General features: G+C 46.3%; 15 protein-coding genes and 1 riboswitch. Of the genes, 3 read left to right on the forward strand and 12 right to left on the reverse strand.

Annotated elements, in window-relative coordinates:
• Positions 1 to 82 precede the first annotated feature (82 nt).
• Both KCTCHS21_RS27285 and KCTCHS21_RS27290 read left to right on the forward strand, forming a co-directional pair.
• The gene (locus tag KCTCHS21_RS27285; RefSeq protein ID WP_130615318.1) at positions 83 to 1090 is read left to right on the forward strand and encodes an SPFH domain-containing protein; all 1008 of its coding nucleotides are present in this window, start codon (positions 83 to 85) and stop codon (positions 1088 to 1090) included.
• 11 nt (positions 1091 to 1101) lie between these two features.
• Positions 1102 to 2214: a TFIIB-type zinc ribbon-containing protein gene (locus KCTCHS21_RS27290; protein WP_130615320.1), complete on the forward strand. Its 1113-nt coding sequence runs from the start codon at positions 1102 to 1104 to the stop codon at positions 2212 to 2214.
• A 526-nt stretch (positions 2215 to 2740) separates the two neighbouring features.
• Here the strand turns inward: KCTCHS21_RS27290 and KCTCHS21_RS27295 are convergent.
• The 8 genes from KCTCHS21_RS27295 to ftsE form a co-directional block, all read right to left on the reverse strand.
• Positions 2741 to 3058 carry a DMT family transporter gene (locus tag KCTCHS21_RS27295; RefSeq protein WP_130615322.1) on the reverse strand — a complete coding sequence of 106 codons (318 nt, stop codon included), beginning with the start codon at positions 3056 to 3058 and terminating at the stop codon, positions 2741 to 2743.
• Positions 3058 to 3396, reverse strand: a complete 339-nt coding sequence (locus KCTCHS21_RS27300) for a DMT family transporter (RefSeq protein WP_130615324.1) — start codon at positions 3394 to 3396, stop codon at positions 3058 to 3060. Before KCTCHS21_RS27300 ends, KCTCHS21_RS27295 begins: the two co-directional genes overlap by 1 nt.
• Positions 3397 to 3541: 145 nt before the next feature.
• A riboswitch (guanidine-I (ykkC/yxkD leader) is annotated at positions 3542 to 3654 on the reverse strand.
• Between the two features lie 43 nt (positions 3655 to 3697).
• A complete protein-coding gene (locus KCTCHS21_RS27305; RefSeq protein WP_130615326.1) occupies positions 3698 to 5113 on the reverse strand; it encodes a PDZ domain-containing protein in 1416 nt (471 codons plus the stop codon).
• Between the two features lie 93 nt (positions 5114 to 5206).
• Complete coding sequence (locus tag KCTCHS21_RS27310) at positions 5207 to 6682, reverse strand: S41 family peptidase (protein WP_130615328.1); 1476 nt, start codon at positions 6680 to 6682, stop codon at positions 5207 to 5209.
• A 102-nt stretch (positions 6683 to 6784) separates the two neighbouring features.
• A complete protein-coding gene (locus KCTCHS21_RS27315; RefSeq protein ID WP_130615330.1) occupies positions 6785 to 7954 on the reverse strand; it encodes a murein hydrolase activator EnvC family protein in 1170 nt (389 codons plus the stop codon).
• A gap of 132 nt (positions 7955 to 8086) precedes the next feature.
• Positions 8087 to 9256, reverse strand: coding sequence for a murein hydrolase activator EnvC family protein (locus tag KCTCHS21_RS27320; protein ID WP_130615332.1), 1170 nt, complete (start codon positions 9254 to 9256; stop codon positions 8087 to 8089).
• A 61-nt stretch (positions 9257 to 9317) separates the two neighbouring features.
• Positions 9318 to 10235, reverse strand: a complete 918-nt coding sequence (gene ftsX / locus KCTCHS21_RS27325; protein ID WP_130615334.1) for a permease-like cell division protein FtsX — start codon at positions 10233 to 10235, stop codon at positions 9318 to 9320.
• Positions 10225 to 10911 (reverse strand): cell division ATP-binding protein FtsE, encoded by a 687-nt coding sequence (gene ftsE, locus KCTCHS21_RS27330; RefSeq protein ID WP_130615336.1) that lies wholly within the window; start codon positions 10909 to 10911, stop codon positions 10225 to 10227. The genes ftsX and ftsE overlap by 11 nt, the downstream gene beginning before the upstream one ends.
• 245 nt (positions 10912 to 11156) lie before the next feature.
• Here ftsE and KCTCHS21_RS27335 point away from each other — a divergent pair, with 245 nt between their 5' ends.
• Entirely contained in the window at positions 11157 to 12632 is a 1476-nt protein-coding gene (locus tag KCTCHS21_RS27335) for a VanW family protein (RefSeq protein ID WP_130615338.1), read from the forward strand.
• 1207 nt (positions 12633 to 13839) lie between these two features.
• Here the strand turns inward: KCTCHS21_RS27335 and argH are convergent.
• The 4 genes from argH to KCTCHS21_RS27355 all read right to left on the reverse strand — a co-directional run bounded on the left by argH (position 13840) and on the right by KCTCHS21_RS27355 (position 18938).
• The gene (gene argH, locus KCTCHS21_RS27340) at positions 13840 to 15267 is read right to left on the reverse strand and encodes an argininosuccinate lyase (protein WP_130615340.1); all 1428 of its coding nucleotides are present in this window, start codon (positions 15265 to 15267) and stop codon (positions 13840 to 13842) included.
• 136 nt (positions 15268 to 15403) lie between these two features.
• The gene (locus KCTCHS21_RS27345) at positions 15404 to 16645 is read right to left on the reverse strand and encodes an argininosuccinate synthase (protein WP_130615342.1); all 1242 of its coding nucleotides are present in this window, start codon (positions 16643 to 16645) and stop codon (positions 15404 to 15406) included.
• A 121-nt stretch (positions 16646 to 16766) separates the two neighbouring features.
• Positions 16767 to 17729, reverse strand: coding sequence for an ornithine carbamoyltransferase (gene argF / locus KCTCHS21_RS27350; protein WP_130615344.1), 963 nt, complete (start codon positions 17727 to 17729; stop codon positions 16767 to 16769).
• Between the two features lie 18 nt (positions 17730 to 17747).
• Positions 17748 to 18938 carry an acetylornithine transaminase gene (locus tag KCTCHS21_RS27355; protein WP_130615346.1) on the reverse strand — a complete coding sequence of 397 codons (1191 nt, stop codon included), beginning with the start codon at positions 18936 to 18938 and terminating at the stop codon, positions 17748 to 17750.
• Positions 18939 to 18953 lie beyond the last annotated feature (15 nt).

Here is an 18953-nt window from a genome sequence, read left to right on the forward strand (position 1 = left end):
GTCCTTCCAACAACAGGCATGTGCGCGAAATCGTCGCATTGTGTGTTGTACATAGAACGGAGGCAGACAGGGAGAGTTAAATATGGGGTTATTTGATTTCATTAAAGGCCAATTTATAGAGGTCATAGAGTGGCTGGACGATAAAGGGGTTCTCGTTCACCGTTTTCCTGCTTACGACAATGCGATTAAGATGGGTGCAAAGCTCATCGTGCGCGAATCCCAAGCTGCTATCTTCGTTAACGAAGGTCAGATTGCCGATGTATTCGGACCAGGCACCCACACTTTAAGCACTCAGAACTTACCTGTTCTTACCGCTTTGAAATCGTGGAAATACGCCTTCAATTCTCCATTTAAATCGGACGTCTATTTCCTAAACCTAGCTACCTTTACCGACTTGAAATGGGGAACGACAAATCCAGTCATTATGCGTGATCCCGAATTTGGTATTATTCGTATTCGCGGATTCGGGAATTATTCAATTAAGATAAATGACCCTACCCTATTTCTTACAGAAATATTCGGTACTAAGCAGGAATTTACGACTTCAAGCATTACTGGATTTCTGAAATCCATTATCGTTTCCGGCATTAGCGATCTGCTAGGAGAATCAAAAATTCCCGTCGCCGACTTAGCAAGCTCATATAATGAATTGAGTCAATTGGCGACTACTCGTCTACAGCAGCATTTCACAGCAATAGGTCTCGCACTCACAAGTCTGACGATTGAGAACGTATCATTGCCAGAAGAAGTAGAAAAAATGATCGATCGGAAATCTTCAATGAATATCGCTGGAAATCTTGATAACTACATGAAATATCAAACTGCTGAGGCGATTCGTGAAGCTGCCAATAACGATAGCGGAGGCGTTGCTGGTGCTGGAGCAGGACTTGGAGCCGGGATGGCAATGGGACAAATGATGAGCCAGATGATTAACAATAGACCCGCTGAGTCGCAACCAAATCCAACACCGCCGGTGCAATCCGATTCCCATCCGCAGCAACAGCCAAGCGGCAAAAAGTTTTGTTCCGAGTGCGGAAGTAAGCTCTCCGAGAATGCCAAATTCTGCTCCGATTGTGGGAGCAAAACATAGCGGAGGCGCTTATGAGCACCCAATCGACAGCAATAAGATTTCCATGCGCAGGCTGTGCAGGACCCATGGTATTCGACACCGAAAGCCAGAACCTGAAATGCCAATACTGCGGATCAGAGCAAACAATCGATAGTATTCAGGAGCAGCCCAAAGAGCACCCTTTCGACAGTGAGAATGAAGATATTAATGAACTGCATAATTGGGGCACTGAGCAACAGGTTATTCACTGCGAGAGCTGTGGCGGGGAAACCTTGATCCCTATCGGTCAGACAACATCGCAATGTGTTTTCTGCGGGTCTCCCAAGGTTCTCGCGCAGGACAATACGGGTAGCATAAGGCCTGAATCGATTATTCCGTTTCAGCTGTCACGAGACGATGCTCTAGCTTCCTTCGCGGCATGGAAACGAAAAAAATGGTTTCTTCCTAATTTATTTAAGCAGCAGAATGTTAGTTCACAGTTAAACAGTATCTACATTCCCTATTGGACGTACGATACCGATACGTATTCCGTCTACTCAGCTGAAGTTGGCATCTATCATTACCGCACGGTCACGCGAACGCGGATGGTCAATGGTAAATCGGAAACCTACACAACTACAGAACGATATACAGTGTGGCATTCCACCCACGGGGATTATGATAAATGGTTTGATGATATCCTAATCCCCGCATCCGGCCACTATGATAAAAATTTGCTTCACAAGCTGGGCGATTTCAACCTTAGCGCTCTTCACAATTACAAACCTGAATATTTAAGCGGCTATATATCTGAGCGTTATTCCATCTCCCGTGAGCAAGGCTGGAAGGAAGCGCAAAGTGTGGCAGATGAGCAGCTGGAGTCCGCCATTAAAGCTCAAATCGGCGGCGATGAAATTCGTAGATTGAACATTCGGACCTCCTACAGTGATATCACGTTTAAGCACTTATTGCTCCCGGTTTGGAATGCTAATTATACTTACAAATCGCGTCCCTATTATTATATGGTCAATGGACAGACCGGAACGGTATCTGGTCATGTCCCTCGCAGTGCTTTTAAGATCACCATGTTTGTACTACTATGTCTTGGTATTGCCGGAGTAATCCTACTTTTTATTATGAATCAACAAGTCAGCATACCAGAGTAGAAATAAGGGCTGTCCCAAAAGTGAATTTTAAGATCACCTAAGGAATAGTTCACTTTCATTAAAAATGACGTTCAAACGAAAAGGTGTTGGTACAGGAGGTGATTCCTGTGCCAACACCTTTCGTTTTTGATTAATTGCTGCTTGCTTTAGCAGATTATGCGCAAGCGAAAGCCAACCACCCTCTAGGCTAACCTGTGGAAGGCGGTACTAGCTGGTTTTTGTATTTTCACTATCTTTAATCGATGAGAAAAAGAGGGGAAGTATCTCCTGTAGGAGCGGAGCGTGTGCCTTTGGAATCGTGAAATCTCCTTGTTACGAGTTTACCCATTCAGATTTCACGATTCCAACCCGGGGTCCCCGTAAAGTATTCGGAAATGACTACTAAGCTTATCTTCACTTTACGGGGTGGAGCAAGCACCCGGAAGGAGATATTTCCCCGCAAAAAACTATAATCGATAGACATAGCAAGAGGCTGCCCCATAAGTTATCTTATAAGACAGCCCCTTATTAAAACTTTCGTACCCTGCTAGTGTCCAAGAACCTTTAATCCAATAACAGCACTCACGACAAGACCGAGGAAAAAGATTCTACGGATTTGGCGGGATTCTCCATAGAACAGCATTCCAACGACTGTCCCGCCTACCGTACCAATCGCCGTCCATATCGCATATGCTGTGCCCATAGAGATGGAGTTCATAGCAAAGGACAATAATATAAAACTTATAGCGAATCCCCCAAGAAGCAGAAGTATACTTAATGCATCTTTCTTATCTTTCAAACGATTTATCCCAAGCACGCCTACAACCTCGAACAATCCTGCGAATACAAGTAAAATCCATGCCATTACTTCTCCACCTCCTGCACGGTAGCTGTGGTAGACATCTTAAGTCCTGCTATCCCAATAATCATGATAACAATCAGAACTAATTTACTTACATCAAAGGGAACATTATAGAAAATAGATTCTGCCAATACCGTTCCCGCTGCACCAATACCTGTGAATACAGCATAAGTCGTTCCTACGGGTAGTGTACGGGTAGAATAAATCAAGCCCAAGAAGCTCAATATGACTCCAATGATAGTTAATGTCCATTCCCATACTGTAGTAGAATTTTTCAGACCTGATACCCATCCTATCTCACACAAACCTGCAATTCCGAGCAGTAACCAATAACGATTCATGCTGCACACCTCCGGCTTCTATTTTGTCCAATCAACATACCAAACTCTCTTCCTATAAGGGATATAGGAACATTAAGACAGCAAAAAAACCCGAGAGCATCGCAGACCCCACACAACGTTGTACGCTGCATAGAGCCTTCATCGATACTCCCGGGTTTTTATCCCGCCGTGTACATCCTTGCCTAAGCAAAGGGATGCGCTCTCTCTCGGACCGATCCGGTACAAATGATGTACCGTGGAACCCTAGAAAGCCTTTTTCCTGATGATGTCATTCCAAAATACTGTATATCGTATGTGAAAGTCAAGGTTTTTTTTGATAATGAATGCTGCGTGGAGGAAGCCCTGGGTCCTCTTCTGGCTCCTCCAATTCGGCTGCTGCTAATACGGATTCTTCCGCCGCTGCAAGCTCTTCTGCTGCTTGAGCAGCTTGTCTGCGAGCGAGCATCGTCGGTGAATTTCCAAGCCTTCTGGCTCCTGCCTCTCTCAAGCCTTGCCAGATAGAAGCAGAACGAGGAGCAGCCACAAATTCCACATCCTCGTCCGGTGCCATAATCAATCCTAGCTGATAATGTTCACCTTCATAGCGTGCGCGTTGTAGAAACTTAATGTGCCCGTCTCGGTTTACAACCTCTAGCTTACAGAAGGCTGCTTGTCTTTGCATAGCCGCATGCAATTGCTCCTTGTTCCTGACAACCGCTCCATTGACCTTCTTGATTAACTCACCGGGTTGAAACCCGAGCTCAGATGCAGGTGTATTCGGCAGCACTGCTAGCACTTTCACGCCTTTCCCATCTTGAGAGTATAGTTGAACCCGACCATTCTCCCTCGAACGGCTAAACCACAACAACCCTTCATGCAGCACAAATGCCGCAATAGCAGTAACCACAACAAGCGGTGACCAGTATTTAGTCCCAACTGCCAACGCCGCAATAACAGCCCCATAAATCATGAGTGTATTTCCAGAAGCACGTGCTTTTTCCTCCGGCCAGAAAGCAGAAGTCCGATCACTGAAGCCGATCAACACCGGAAAAGCCAACAGGCTCCATGCTACACCCTCGCCCCCTCCACCAAATAGAGGTATCCAAGGCAAAGTAAAGCCGTCAGATGCCGCAGGGATGAGCCAGAGAAGTGGAATCGGCCATACTCCAGTTAGCGCATAAGCTCCCATCGGCTTGCCCCTCTTCCCTAAGAGGAACAAAGGAATCGCTTGCTTAGAACCCTGCAAACGTACAAGGAAGCCTTCAGCAATGTGCAGAATACCAGCAAGAAAAAGCAAACCTGGAACATCGATCGCAGAAAGTATTCGCAGCGACTCTGCTAACACACCTTCCGTTCCCTCTATACCTGTCCAGCTAGACAAAGCTTGAAGCAAGCCCAAAGCACCCGCCGCATACGCAAGGCATATATATCGCAAGCGGAATAGAGCCAATATCCCCATTGCTATCCATATAAACATTAAAGTCTCAGAAGTAAACCCGGAGCCCGCACCAAGCCCAACGAGAGATAACACAATACCGACAATAACACCGGCTATTAATCTTGTCAGTGTTAAGTATGCTGCTCCGTACAATCGGACATGGAACAATTTACGCTGTAACGTAACACCCATGCGTGCATGCAACCATACTAGAGCGATCGCAATATAGAAATACGGGAACGTGAATAAGGCCAATGAGGCTTGTCCTGCCTCCCGCAATACATTCAACAGAGGATCCACTCGCCCCTCCCCTTTCGATAAAAAGGAAGTTGACCTAAGGTCAACCTCCTAAGTATTCGACAGTGGACAGAAAATTCCTTCAAGCAGTAACTGCTAAGATAAGGCAGCAATCATATCCCTCGCCTTAGCAAGTGCTGCTTGCCACTGCTTATCGAATTCGGGATTATCATGCAAGTTCTTATTGAGGAGCTCTTCTAAACGTTGCGCCGTTGAACCATCTACTTCTCCGCTAACAACTAGCTTCTCACGCTTCTGAAATGCTTCCAATGCCGCTTTCGTCGCCTGGCTGAAATAGCCATCCTTGCGGTCTGCTGGAAACCCTACACCTTCCATAATGTTCTGAAGGTTCCTAATGGCATCCCCAGTCATATCAAATTTGAGTACAATATCCCGAGGCAATTTTGAGGAAAAGAAATATCCCGGCTGTGAGACCGTTATATCTGGATTTATCCCTTTTTCATGAATCCATGTCCCATCAGGTAATAACCATTTATTAACCGTTAGCTTAACCATGCTACCATCGCCAAGCTCATCCCTAAACAGCATCTGAACCGTTCCTTTGCCATAAGTAGTTTCACCTACTAGAAGGGCATTAGCTGATTGTTGCAACGCTCCTGCAAGTATTTCAGCTGCACTGGCGCTACCTTTATTTATAAGGACAACCAGTGGCCATTTTTTACCGTTCTTAGCCCCGTTGGGAGCATAATCTACTTTATGCTTGCCATCCTTATATTCGTACTGAACGATTGACTGACCTTTCTCCACGAACTGATCAGCAACATCGATTACCGATTCTAGCAAGCCCCCAGGATTATTACGCACATCAATAACAAGCGCCTTCAAGCCTTTGCTCTCCATGAGTTTAAGCTCATTTTGCACTTGTGTGGCGGTGTCCCCATTGAATTGGTTAATCCATAAGCGCCCAACACCGTCAGACCCTAATTCGGAATTCACGATCTGTAAATCTATCCGGTCTCGAACCAGCTCCAGATCTAATGGTGTCGTTGTTCCTTCTCGTCGAACCTTAAGCTTTGCCTTCGTTCCCTTAGGACCACGAATTTTGTTCTTCGCCTCGCTCAAAGCTACATTTTCTAAGCTCTCTCCATTTACAGAAAGCAGAATATCCATTGGCTGTAATCCCGCTTTTTCCGCCGGAGACCCTCTAATCGTTGTTTCTACAACTATCATTCCGTTATCCGTTCTGAGCGTCACACCAATTCCCATGAACACGCCTTGAAGCGCCTCATTAAACTGTTCCGATTCCTCTCGGGATTTGTAAACAGAAAAAGGATCATGCAGCGATTCAACCATCCCATGAATGAGACCATCAAGCAGCTCTTTACGATCCATCTTGAAAATAAACCGATGCTCAATTAAATTTAATGCCTTATTTACTTTATCTATTTCATCCTGCCGCAATCCTCCGGCAATAGGGGAATTTACGCCCTCTTGTCGGTTTGAGGATTTAAAGTCCCAGTCTGGCAGCTCAATAAAGGCATAAGTCGCTATACTCGCTGCTATTGTTGTTAGCAATGTTATCGCCAACACAGTGCGACCTCTAAACCACACGTAAGCCACACTCCTATAATAATATAATGATGACTAACCACTTTATGTAAAAACAGCTGTCTCCCGACAATGCATCGGGGGGAGCAGCTGTCCCTCTTGATGTTATTTCAAATAGGGCGCAGGATTAACCTGTTCGAAATTTTTGCGAACTTCGAAATGCAGATGATTACCGGTAGATTGGCCTGTTGAGCCTACTAAGCCGATCTTCTCACCTCTTTTGACCGTCTCGCCCTCTTTTACAAGTATACTGCTCAGATGTCCGTAAAGTGTCAATAAGTCGCCGCCATGATCAATTACGATGCAGTTGCCGTACCCGCTGTAAGTTCGAGCGATAGTTACAACCCCTGTCTCAGCAGCATACACTGGCGTTCCTTTCGGTGCAGCCATATCCAAACCAGCGTGAAACGCCTTCTTGTGCGTAATTGGATGATTGCGGTAACCAAATTCTGACGAAAGCTGATATTCTGATTTCAAAGGCACACCTAGCTTGCCGCCCTTATAGTAGTTCTTAATCCGGTTTTTCTTCGCTTCTAGAGCAGAAGCTTGCTTCGCAAGCTCTGTAAGCTGCTTCTCTGATTCTTCACTGATTTCTTCCAAACTCTCAATTTCCTTGGAAAGCTTGGAGATCATCACTTCTTTATCCCGCTCATCCTGCTCCAGCTGTGCCTTCTGGACTTCCATCTCAGCATAAAGCGCCTTAACTTCCTCCAGATCTTTCTCTAGCTGGACTTTCTTCTCGGCGACTTCCTCTGAATATCTCTTCTTCGCATCTGCAATGGTGCGGTCCTGCGATGCAATAGACTCCACAGCGTCGAAACGGTTCAAGAAATCAGAAAAGCTGGCCGAGCTAAGCAAAACGTCCAAATAGGAGACAGGGCCTTCTACATAAGCCATACGAACCCGTGAATCCATCAGCTCTTTTCGATTATCCCGTTGCTTAATGGAATCCTCAAGCACTTTACCAGTCTCATATAGCTTCTTCTCAGCAGTTTCAATTTTTCCTTGTGTTGATTCTAGTTTTTTATGAACCCCATCAATTCTGCCGAGCAAAGCTTCAATATCTTCCTTCGTCGCTTCCTTTTTCCCAGCCAGCTCTTTGACGTTCTTCTCTGCATATTTCTGGTTCTTTTGCGCCCGATCCATATCATCCTTGAGCTTCTTAAGATCTTTATCAATTTTCTCGATTTCGGATAAAGCTTGTCCGTTATAGGGCTGTGTAATTAGACCGACTGCCAATAACATCGCTATGAGCAGTAATAATTTGTTTCTCACAAATATCCTCCTTCGGAAAAGTGTTCAACTTATCCAAATATAGGTTAATGGAAATACAAAATGACTAACCACTTCATGTAAAAACAGCCGTCTCCCGACAATGTGTCGGGGGAGCAGCTGTCCCTCTTGATGTTATTTCAAATAGGGCGCGGGATTAACCGGTTCGGAATTTTTACGGACTTCAAAATGCAGATGATTACCGGTAGATTGGCCTGTTGAGCCTACTAAGCCGATCTTCTCGCCTCTTTTGACTGTCTCGCCCTTCTTTACAAGTATACTGCTCAGATGCCCGTAAAGTGTCCATAAGCCACCGCCATGATCAATAATGATGCAGTTGCCATACCCACTCCAAGATTGAGCGATAGTTACAACCCCTGTCTCAGCCGCGTACACTGGCGTTCCTTTCGGCGCAGCCATATCCATACCCGTGTGAAGCTTCTTCGTGTGTGTAATTGGATGAATGCGGTAACCGAATTCTGACGAGAGTCGATATTCTGATTTCAAAGGCATTCCTAGCTTACCGCCCTTGTAATAGTTCTTAATCCTGTTTTTCTTCGCTTCTAAAGCTGAAGCTTGCTTCGCGAGCTCTGTAAGCTGCCTCGCTGATTCCTCACTGATTTCTTCCTTCTCCTCAATTTCCTTGGAAAGCTTGGAGATCATCACTTCTTTATCCTTCTCATCCTGCTCCAGCTGCGCCTTCTGGGTTTCCATCTCGGCATAAAGCGCCTTAACTTCTTCCAAGTCCTTCTCCCGCTGGATTTTCTTCTCGGCGACTTCCTCAGAATATCTCTTCTTCGCATCTGCAATGTTGCGGTCCTGTGATGCAATAGACTCCACTGCGTCGAAGCGATTCAAGAAATCAGAAAAGCTTGCTGAGCTAAGCAAAACGTCCAAATAGGAGACAGGTCCTTCTACATAAGCCATACGAACCCGTGAATCCATCAGCTCTTTTCGATTGTCCCGTTGCTTAATGGAATCCTCAAGAACTTTGCCAGTCTTATATAGCTTCTTTTCAGCAGTTTCAATTTTCCCTTGTGTTGATTCGAGTTTTTTCTGAACCCCATCAATTCTGCCAAGCAACTTTTCAATATCTTCCTTCGTCGCTTCCTTTTTCCCAGTCAGCTCTATAACGCTCTTCTCTGCATACTTCTGGTTCTTTTGCGCCCGATCCATATCATCCTTGAGCTTTTTAAGATCTTTATCAATTTTCTCAACTTCGGATAAAGCTTGTCCGTTATAAGGCTGTGTAATTAGACCGACTGCCAATAACATCGCTATGAGCAGTAATAGTTTGTTTCTCACAAATATCCTCCTTCGGAAAAGCGTTTAACTTATCCAAATATAGGTTAATGGAATTAATAGGTTATACCTTTAAGTATCTCCGAACAGAGATTGTACTGCCCCAGACTCCGAGGAGCGTGCCTAGTATGATAATCGTTCCACCTACCAGCAGTCGAACCTCAGATAACGTTGAGAATTCAATCATATACAAGCCAATGGTGGCACTTGCTGTATTTACTAGCTGTGAGTATCCATATAACAAAATTGCAGCGCTTATAAAAGACCCGCTAAAGCCGATGATCGCACCTTCGATAAAAAATGGCCAACGTATGAAGTTGTTTGTAGCTCCGACAAGCTTCATGATGGAAATCTCACGGCGACGGGCTATGATGGTCATTTTAATCGTAGTTGATATGAGGAACATGGCCATGATTGCTAATCCTAGTACGATCAAAAATCCGATATTACGGACTGCGTTTGTAATACTAAACAGCTTCTGGATCGTGTCTTTACCGTATTTAACCTTAGTAATCGATTTATCGGGATCTGTTAAATTAATGGCCTCAACCTGTTTAGCAATAAAGGCGATTTTTTGTGGATCGAAAGCTTCAATCTCGAAGCTATCTGGCAACGGATTGTTCTCATTCTCATAGCCTTCTAACGCTGCCTTGCCGTCTTCTCCCATACTTTCACGAAACCGCTTCAAGCCTTCCGCTTTAGGTACGAAGGTGACTGCCTTAACTTCTGGTATTCGCTTAATTGTTCGCTCAATTTCTTCTGCCTTTTGTTGGGTAGTTTCTAACTGAAGGTAGACATTGATTTGAACTTGGTTGTCCAATTGGTCAGCAAGCTTATTCACATTCATAACTAATAACATAAAGATTCCGAGGATAAACAAGGAAACGGCAATTGAACTCACAGAGGCAAATGTCATCCAGCCATTGCGGCCCACGTTTTTGAAGCCTTCGCGAATATGCCGGGAAAGGGTGCTAAATTTCATAGCCGTATTCCCCTCTCTGCTGATCACGAACGATGCTTCCCTGTTCTATCGCTATGACACGTTTACGAAGTGTATTTACAATCTCTTTGTTGTGAGTGGCCATAACAATTGTCGTACCGCGGAAATTGATTTCTTCGAGTAAATTCATAATGCCCCATGATGTCTCGGGATCCAGGTTCCCTGTTGGCTCATCCGCTACAATTACAGCAGGACTGTTGACGATAGCCCGGGCAATCGCTACACGCTGCTGTTCTCCCCCTGAGAGCTGGGCAGGCAGGCTGTTTATTTTATGTTTAAGGCCTACAAGCTCCAAAACTTCCAATGTACGACGACGGATTTGCTTCCGCGGCGCTTCAATAACTTCCATTGCAAAGGCCACATTATCAAACGCCGTCAATTTAGGTAGCAGCTTATAATCTTGAAAAATAACCCCAATGTTACGACGGACGTACGGAATTTTACGATGCTTAAGCTTACCTATATTAAAACCATTTACGGAAATTTGTCCTTTGGTCGGCACTTCTTCCCGGTAGATCAACTTCATGAAGGTTGACTTCCCTGCACCAGAAGGTCCAACTATGTACACGAATTCGTTGCGATCAATGAGAACGTTTACGCCCTGAAGCGCCGTTGTTCCATCGGCATAGGTCTTCCAGATATCCTGTAATTCGATCACGGTATCACTTCCTGTTAAGATTCAGACTTTAGTTACTTCGACATCATGCCTGATATTCCTCTCTTTGTCGATCTTTTTCCGAGGAAATATGTCGGCTTATAAACTGCGAGCCTATAATGGGCTTGGGCTGCAGGTAAATTTTAAGAATTTTTTAATCTTCGAGCAAAACGAACTGAGAGAAATGTTGTATATATAGTTAGAAACATTTGTAAAAGGATTTGTGCAAGCCAGAAAGGGGATTCGATATGAAAAAGGGATTATTACTTACATTCTTTCTCGTACTTGTTGTTGCTGGGGCAGGGGTTGGAGGAACAATCTACTATGGGAGTGACACGACGCTTCCTGACCGCTTTATTGTTTCCGACCTTGAGCTAGGAGGTCAGTCACCGGATGCGGCGTTGAGAGCAATTCAGACTGAGTTAACGGAAGCGGAAAATACCACGATTACTTTTATCCCACCTGATAAGGAAGGCTCGTTCTCGAGCACCTCTATTCCGGAAACAACCTGGACTCTTAAGCAGCTTGGGATGACAATAGAAGCTACAGATGCTGTAAAGGCAGTGCAAGAATATCGAGACGCGTCTTTGTGGGATCGTGCAGTCATGCGCTATCGTAAAAACACAAAAACGGATTTCGAAATTAATGTCTCATGGGATGATGAGATATTGCGTAAAAAAGTAGCTTCCTCATGGGGCAATGTAGCTGGAACTCCTTCTAAGGAGGCAACTCGAATAATTAATGACCAAGACGAGGTCGTCTATACTCCCGAAGTCATTGGAACAAAGCTGGATATCCCTTCACTGCTAGCTACGATAAAAACTTTCAAGCCTAAGAGCTTGTCTATTCAATCCGATGTTGGGAACGTGCGGAATCACACTGTGACACTGCCCATTCTGGAATCTATTCCTGAGGTTACTGTAGCCTCCTTGAAGGAAGAAGGCATCAGCCGTAAGCTGATCGAGTTCACTACGGCCTTTACGACAAGCGGTGAAGGTCGCTCTCACAACGTGACGGTAGCCGCAAAAGCCTTGAATGAGACACTGCTCATGCCGGGCGAGATTTTCGAATATGGCAAAATTGTTGATAAGGCAGATAAGGAATTCGGCTACAAAGAAGCTCCTGTTATTCTTAAAGGCAAGCTGACTCCTGGCATCGGTGGAGGGATTTGCCAAGTATCGAGCACATTGTATAATGCGGCTTTGCTCACCGGATTGGATATTGTTGAACGCCGCAATCATTCTCTTGTCGTACACTATTTGCCTAAAGGACTCGATGCGACCTTTGCTGATGGCTTTGTTAATTTTAAGTTCCGTAATTCAACGGGTAAGCAATTATTGATACGTACTGTCGTTAAGGACAAAACCGTTACAGTTAAGCTTTTCGGAACAATGCCGGACAACGTCTCCTATCGGACGGAAACGGAGGAAGTAAAGGTTAATCAGCCGAAAATTGTTTATGTGGCCAACGATAAGCTGACTATAGGCAAGCAAGAAGTGCTACAGAAGGGCGAGCCTGGCTACGTCATCGAATCTTACCGGATCAAGCTAGTTAACGGCGAGGTTAAGGAACGCAAGAAGCTATCCAAGGACACTTACAGGACACAGGACTCTCTAATCGCTGTTAATCCGAACGATCCAAGGCTCAACCCTGAGGGAAGTACACCCTCTCCCGGTGCTACCCCTTCGCCTGGCTCGACCGAAGGTCCAGTAGAGCCGGTTTGAGGCTGAAGGGGGCGGACTTCCGATCGGGGCTGGGGCGCGAGCATCCGGTTACCAGGTTCCAATTCCCTCCCCCCCTTTTTTTCCCCACGGGGAATGGGGAGGGTCTGCGTGATTCTCAATACGATACGAAACATCGCTAATGTGCGCTTAGGACAATTACAATGTGCTGATAACAATGAAAAACATTCTACTTGGCGGTTGAATGAAGCTGTAGACGCCAAAAGTGCATTAAGTACGGTCATAAACATCGTTAACTCCACAAACTAACAACGCATTTAGTCCAATAGAGATGAAATACATCGTACTTCCGTTTACGCGCCATGAAAGGTTGTTGGAGATGGTCGAAGTAATCCATTGCTAGCCGCAAAACCAAGTAACTCTGTCTCAAAACTACACAAGTGGTGGAAATTAATCTGGCGGAACTCTCTACTCGGTACTTAAACACACCAATGATATGGAATTAGTCGAGATGACAGCTCAACTCCGCTACAAACCACACCAATGACGGGGATTTAGTCGGGCTCACCGCTCTATTCTGCACCAAAACACACTAATGTCGGAGAGTTAGTCGGACTCACCGCTCTACTCTGCACCATAACACACCCATGACGGGGATTTAGTCGGGCTCACCGCTCTATTCTGCACCAAACACACCAATGACGGGGATTTAGTCGGGCTCACCGCTCTATTCTGCACCAAACACACTAATGTCGGAGAGTTAGTCGGACTCACCGCTCTATTGCACACTTGCACATACTAATGAAGAGGAGTTAGTCGGTTTGACACCAACGTGGGCTTATTATCGGTTTGGCAGCTCTATTCTGCACCAGACGTGCCACCTAGGGAGCTACAGCGACTTTAAGCTGGAGTTTTTTTGTAAGAGCTAAGAGTATGTTACTGGGTAAAGCTATAGGGAACCATCATGCGTGCCACTGGGGGGACTATAGTAATCGAGAGCGCTTAAGTTTGTAGGATCCGTGAGAATGTACCGCGCCGAGGAACAAAGAGGCTTGGGTTCCACCATCCAACAATATCTTACTAGATCGAGTGCTTAGGGAGAAAAACGAACATTAAGCATGAAGCGCTTAGGTCTTACCCTACCAGCACTGAACGCAGCAAGCTATGGTTAGCACAAATAACGCCCCGACATCCTTGAAGGATGTATCGGGGCGTTATTCGTCACTACTATTTAGGGAGGAGGCTTAGTCTAGCCCCGCTCCAATCCTGATTTCGCCTCGTACTCGGCTATCCATTGTGCGGTGTGCACTAGCTCGGCTTCAGCGCGAGCGATAGCTGCCGTTACTTGCGGCGTTGCCGTGCCACCGTAAACATTACGGGCATTAACGACCGCTTCTGGCTGCAGAACATCATAGATACGATCATCGAACAACTGAGAGAACTGCTTGAATTCTTCCAATGTCAGATCAAGCAGGAACTTGTTCTGCTGAATGCAATACAGAACAGTCTTGCCGATAACCTCATGAGCTTGGCGGAACGGTAAGCCTTTGTTAACGAGGAAATCTGCAATATCGGTAGCGTTCGAGAAGTCTTGGTCGACAGCGCGACGCATTTTGTCTTTGCGCACCTTCATCGTCTCTATCATTGAAGCAAACAGCTGAAGCGCTCCCTGCAACGTTTTAACGGTGTCGAACATGCCTTCCTTGTCTTCCTGCATATCCTTGTTGTAAGCCAGTGGCAGCGACTTAAGCACGGTCAGAAGACCTACTAGATTGCCATAGACACGTCCCGTTTTCCCGCGAACGAGCTCCGGTACGTCTGGGTTTTTCTTCTGAGGCATAATACTGGAGCCTGTGCAGAATGCATCATCTAGTTCAACGAATTGAAATTCAGTGCTTGACCATAGAATTAACTCCTCGCTTAGACGCGATAAGTGCATCATGATCAAGGAAGCGCCGCTTAGGAATTCCACGATAAAATCGCGGTCACTAACAGCATCTAGACTGTTTTCATAAACACGGCCGAAATTAAGCTGCTGAGCCGTAAACTGACGGTCGATTGCGAAGGTTGTACCCGCAAGCGCCCCTGCACCTAAAGGCAGCATGTCGATACGCTTGTAGCTGTCTTGCAGACGTTCAATGTCACGGCCAAACATGGACACGTAAGCCATTAAATGATGCGCGAACAGAATCGGCTGCGCACGTTGGAGATGCGTATAACCCGGAACGATAGTATCCAGGTTCTGCTTAGCTTGTCCAATAAGTGCGGCTTGCAGCTTATGTAGCTGATCCACAAACTCGACTACCCGCTTGCGCAGATACAAATGCATGTCCGTCGCCACTTGGTCGTTACGGCTACGGCCTGTGTGAAGCTTGCCGCCTACTGGTCCAATCTCATCGATCAATGCTTTCTCGATATTCATATGAATATCTTCATCAGCGATGAGGAATTCCTGTTCTCCGTTAACGATACGCAGGCGAACCTTTAACAATCCTTCCTTGATCTTCTCAACATCCTCGGAAGGAATAATGCCACATTGTCCTAGCATTGTTACGTGCGCTAAGCTGCCTTGGATATCTTCCTCAGCCAGCTCCTTATCGAACGTTATTGAAGCTGTATATTCTTCCACTAGCTGGTCGGTCTTCTTCGTGAACCGTCCGCCCCATAGCTTACTCATGTTTGGAATACCCCTCTCTGTTCGTGCTTATAACGGCAAAAGGGGAGCGCCGGTTAGCGAAGGTGCCTCCCGCATTGCCCCGCTAAGCGGGGGATGGTTTGGCAGGCTTCGCGCCCGGTTCTCCCTTTTGTCTGTATCAGTTAATGCCGGAGGCGCCAGTGACACCAGAAGAAACCTTCAGGCGCAGCGCGTTCAGGCGGATAAAGCCAGTAGCATCGCCTTGATCGTAAGCTTGCGTAGGGTCCGCTTCCATCGTTGCGATGTGCGGGTTGTAAAGACTAACTGGGCTTTTCAGTCCAGCGGCCATAATGTTACCCTTGTACAGCTTCAGACGAACGGTCCCTGTAACATTCTTCTGGCTCTCATTAACGAGAGCTTGAATAGCAATACGCTCAGGAGCAAACCAGAAGCCGTTGTAAACCAATGTACTATATTTAGAGATCAAGGAGTCGCGCAAATGCATGACATCGCGATCCATTGTCAGTGATTCCATTTTGCGATGAGCGGTGAAAAGAAGGCTGCCGCCCGGAGTCTCGTACACGCCACGGCTCTTCATACCGACGAAACGGTTCTCCACCATATCAACGCGTCCGACACCATGTTTGCCGCCGATTTCATTCAGCTTTTCCATTACTTCTAGTGGGCTCAAGCTTTCTCCGTTAATTGCTACGCAGTTTCCACCCTCAAATTCCAGCTCGATATATTCAGCTTCATCTGGAGCCTTCTCAGGAGAGACGCTAAGCACGTACATGTCTTCAACATCAGCAGCGCTGGAATCGAACCAAGGGTCCTCTAGCATGCCGCTCTCGAAGCTAATGTGCAACAAATTACGATCCGTGGAATACGGCTTGGAAGCAGAAGCTTGAACTGGAATGCCATGCTTCTCTGCATAAGCAATCATCTCTGCACGGCCTGGGAAAGCTTCGCGGAATGCTTCATCACGCCATGGCGCAATAACCTCAATGTTCGGAGTCAAAGCAGCAGCCGTTAGTTCGAAGCGAACCTGATCGTTTCCTTTGCCCGTAGCACCATGAGCGATAGCTGTTGCACCTTCTGCAAGAGCAATTTCCACCATGCGCTTCGCAATTAGAGGACGAGCAATACTGGTTCCTAGCAGATACTGACCTTCATACAGCGCGCCCGATTGAAACATCGGGTAGATGAAGTCTTTAGCAAACTCAGCACGAAGATCATCGATGTACACTTTAGAGGCGCCTGTCTTAAGCGCTTTTTCCTCCAAGCCATCTAATTCATCCTTCTGTCCGATGTCAGCAGTGAAGGTAATAATTTCCGCATCGTATGTTTCTTTGAGCCACGTCAGAATGACCGAGGTATCTAGTCCGCCAGAGTAGGCTAGAACGATTTTATTTTTTGCCATGATGGGGTGAAAGCTCCTTTAGAATAAATTGTGCAGCTAGTTATGTCACGTCTATATTACAGCTGTCGATCCGCTGCGAGATTACTTCCCTATTCCATAGTAGCTGCATTAGATGTTGCTCCTACATTATCGCTGCCATGACGGCTTTCTGCGCATGTAGGCGGTTCTCGGCCTCATCGAAAATAACAGAATGCTTACCGTCAATTACGCCTTCGGATACTTCTTCCCCGCGATGAGCAGGCAAGCAGTGCATGAACAGGTAATCAGACTTGGCATATTCAGCTAGTTTCTCATTAACTTGATAGTCCTTAAACGCCTTCTCGCGTTCCTGCTGCTCTTCCTCAAAGCCCATGCTCGCCCATACATCTGTATAGATGATATCGGCGCCTTCAACAGCTTCACGAGGGTCTCGTAAAATATCTACACGACCGCCCGTTTGATCAGCAGCTTCTTTAGCCAACTGAATGATGTCTGTTGCAGGCTCATATCCAGCTGGAGATGCGCTAGTGAAGTGCATTCCGAGCTTAGCCGCGCCCATCATCAAGGAATGAGTCATATTATTGCCATCACCAATGTAGGCGATCTTAAGGCCTTCCAGCTTCCCCTTCATCTCGAGCACTGTCTGATAGTCAGCCAATGCTTGGCAAGGGTGTGACTGGTCGGACAAGGCGTTAATAACAGGGATCGTTGCACCCCGCGCTAACTCAACCACGTTACGGTGACCGAAAGTACGGATAATAATACCATCTAAGTAGCGAGACATCGTTTGAGCTGTATCGCGAATGGTTTCTCCGCGGCCCATCTGAATATCATTTTTGCTAAGAAATAGTGCCTGACCGCCTAATTGATACATTCCAACCTCGAAGGAAACCCGAGTACGTGTCGACGATTTCTCAAAAATCATACCCAGTGATTTACCTTTGAGCGGCTGGTAAACTTCTCCGGATTTGTGTTTACGTTTAATCTCAACGGCTAAATCCAATAGATAACGAATTTCTTCCGGTGAATAATCGATAAGGCCAAGAAAATCCCGCCCCTTCAATTGCAAAGCCATTTCTTCCAGGTTAGCTGCTGTTGTTGTCATAGCAACTCCTCCTTTTCCTTAAGGGCTAACGGACTTAACCGCCGCCTGTTCCGTTAACACGGCTGCAATCAAGCTGACCGCAGTATCGATTTCCTCATGAGTGACAAGTAAATTCGGGAGCAAACGGATTACGTTCGGACCAGCGGGTACAACAAGCAATCCACGATTATGCAGTTCTGCTATTAGCTCGGCAACAGGTCCATTGCACAATATACCAATTAATAACCCTTTGCCGCGAATTTGATCTACATTTGGCAAAGCGCTTAGCTTCTCTTCAAGCTGCGCGATAAGGTAAGTTGAAGCTTCTGCTGCCCGCTCTACCGCTTTTTCCTTCAGCATTGTTTCGATCGTTGCGACCACAGTAGCCATTGCGATCGGCGTGCCTCCAAAAGTAGTCGCATGCGCTCCAGGAACAAAAGCTGGCTTAAGATGTTCTTTAGCTAGCATAGCACCGACTGGGAACCCACTTGCAATTCCTTTGGCCAGTGTAAATACATCCGGTTCAACATCGTAATGCTCGTATGCGAAAAGCTTACCCGTACGTCCCATACCTGTCTGGATTTCATCCAAAATAAGAAGGATGCCATGACGATCACACAACGCGCGTACTTCCCTTAGGAAGTCTGGATCGACGGGAATAACGCCGCCTTCAGCTTGCACAAGCTCTAGCATGACAGCTGCTGTCTTGTCGTTCACTGCTGCTTCAAGAGCCGCAATGTCGTGAAGAGGTACGTGGCGGAAGCCCTCAGGCAACGGAAGAAAGCCCTCTTTTACTTTATCTTGACCAGTCGCAGTTAGCGTCGCTAGCGTACGACCATGGAAGGACTGATTAAAGGTAATGATTTCGTAACGATTCTCGCCCTTTACCTTCTGGAAATACCGGCGTGCGATCTTAATCGCCGCTTCATTCGCTTCCGCACCACTGTTACAGAAAAACACAGCGTCAGCGCAGCTATTGTCAACCAGCAAACGAGCCGCTTTTTCCTGATTCGGGTTGCTGAACAGGTTGGATACGTGCCACAGCTGATCTAGCTGCTGAACAAGAGCATCCTTGACCGCATCCGGAGCATGCCCTAGATTCGTTACAGCTAAGCCGCTCATGAAATCAAGATATTCCTTCCCTTGATCGTCCCAGAGGCGGCTTCCTTTTCCCTTCACTAATGTGATTGGAAATCTGGCATACGTTGCAAACAGTGCGCTGTCACTCATCCCGATCTCTCCTTT

The sequence above is a fragment of the Cohnella abietis genome (assembly GCF_004295585.1).
GTDB lineage: Bacteria > Bacillota > Bacilli > Paenibacillales > Paenibacillaceae > Cohnella > Cohnella abietis.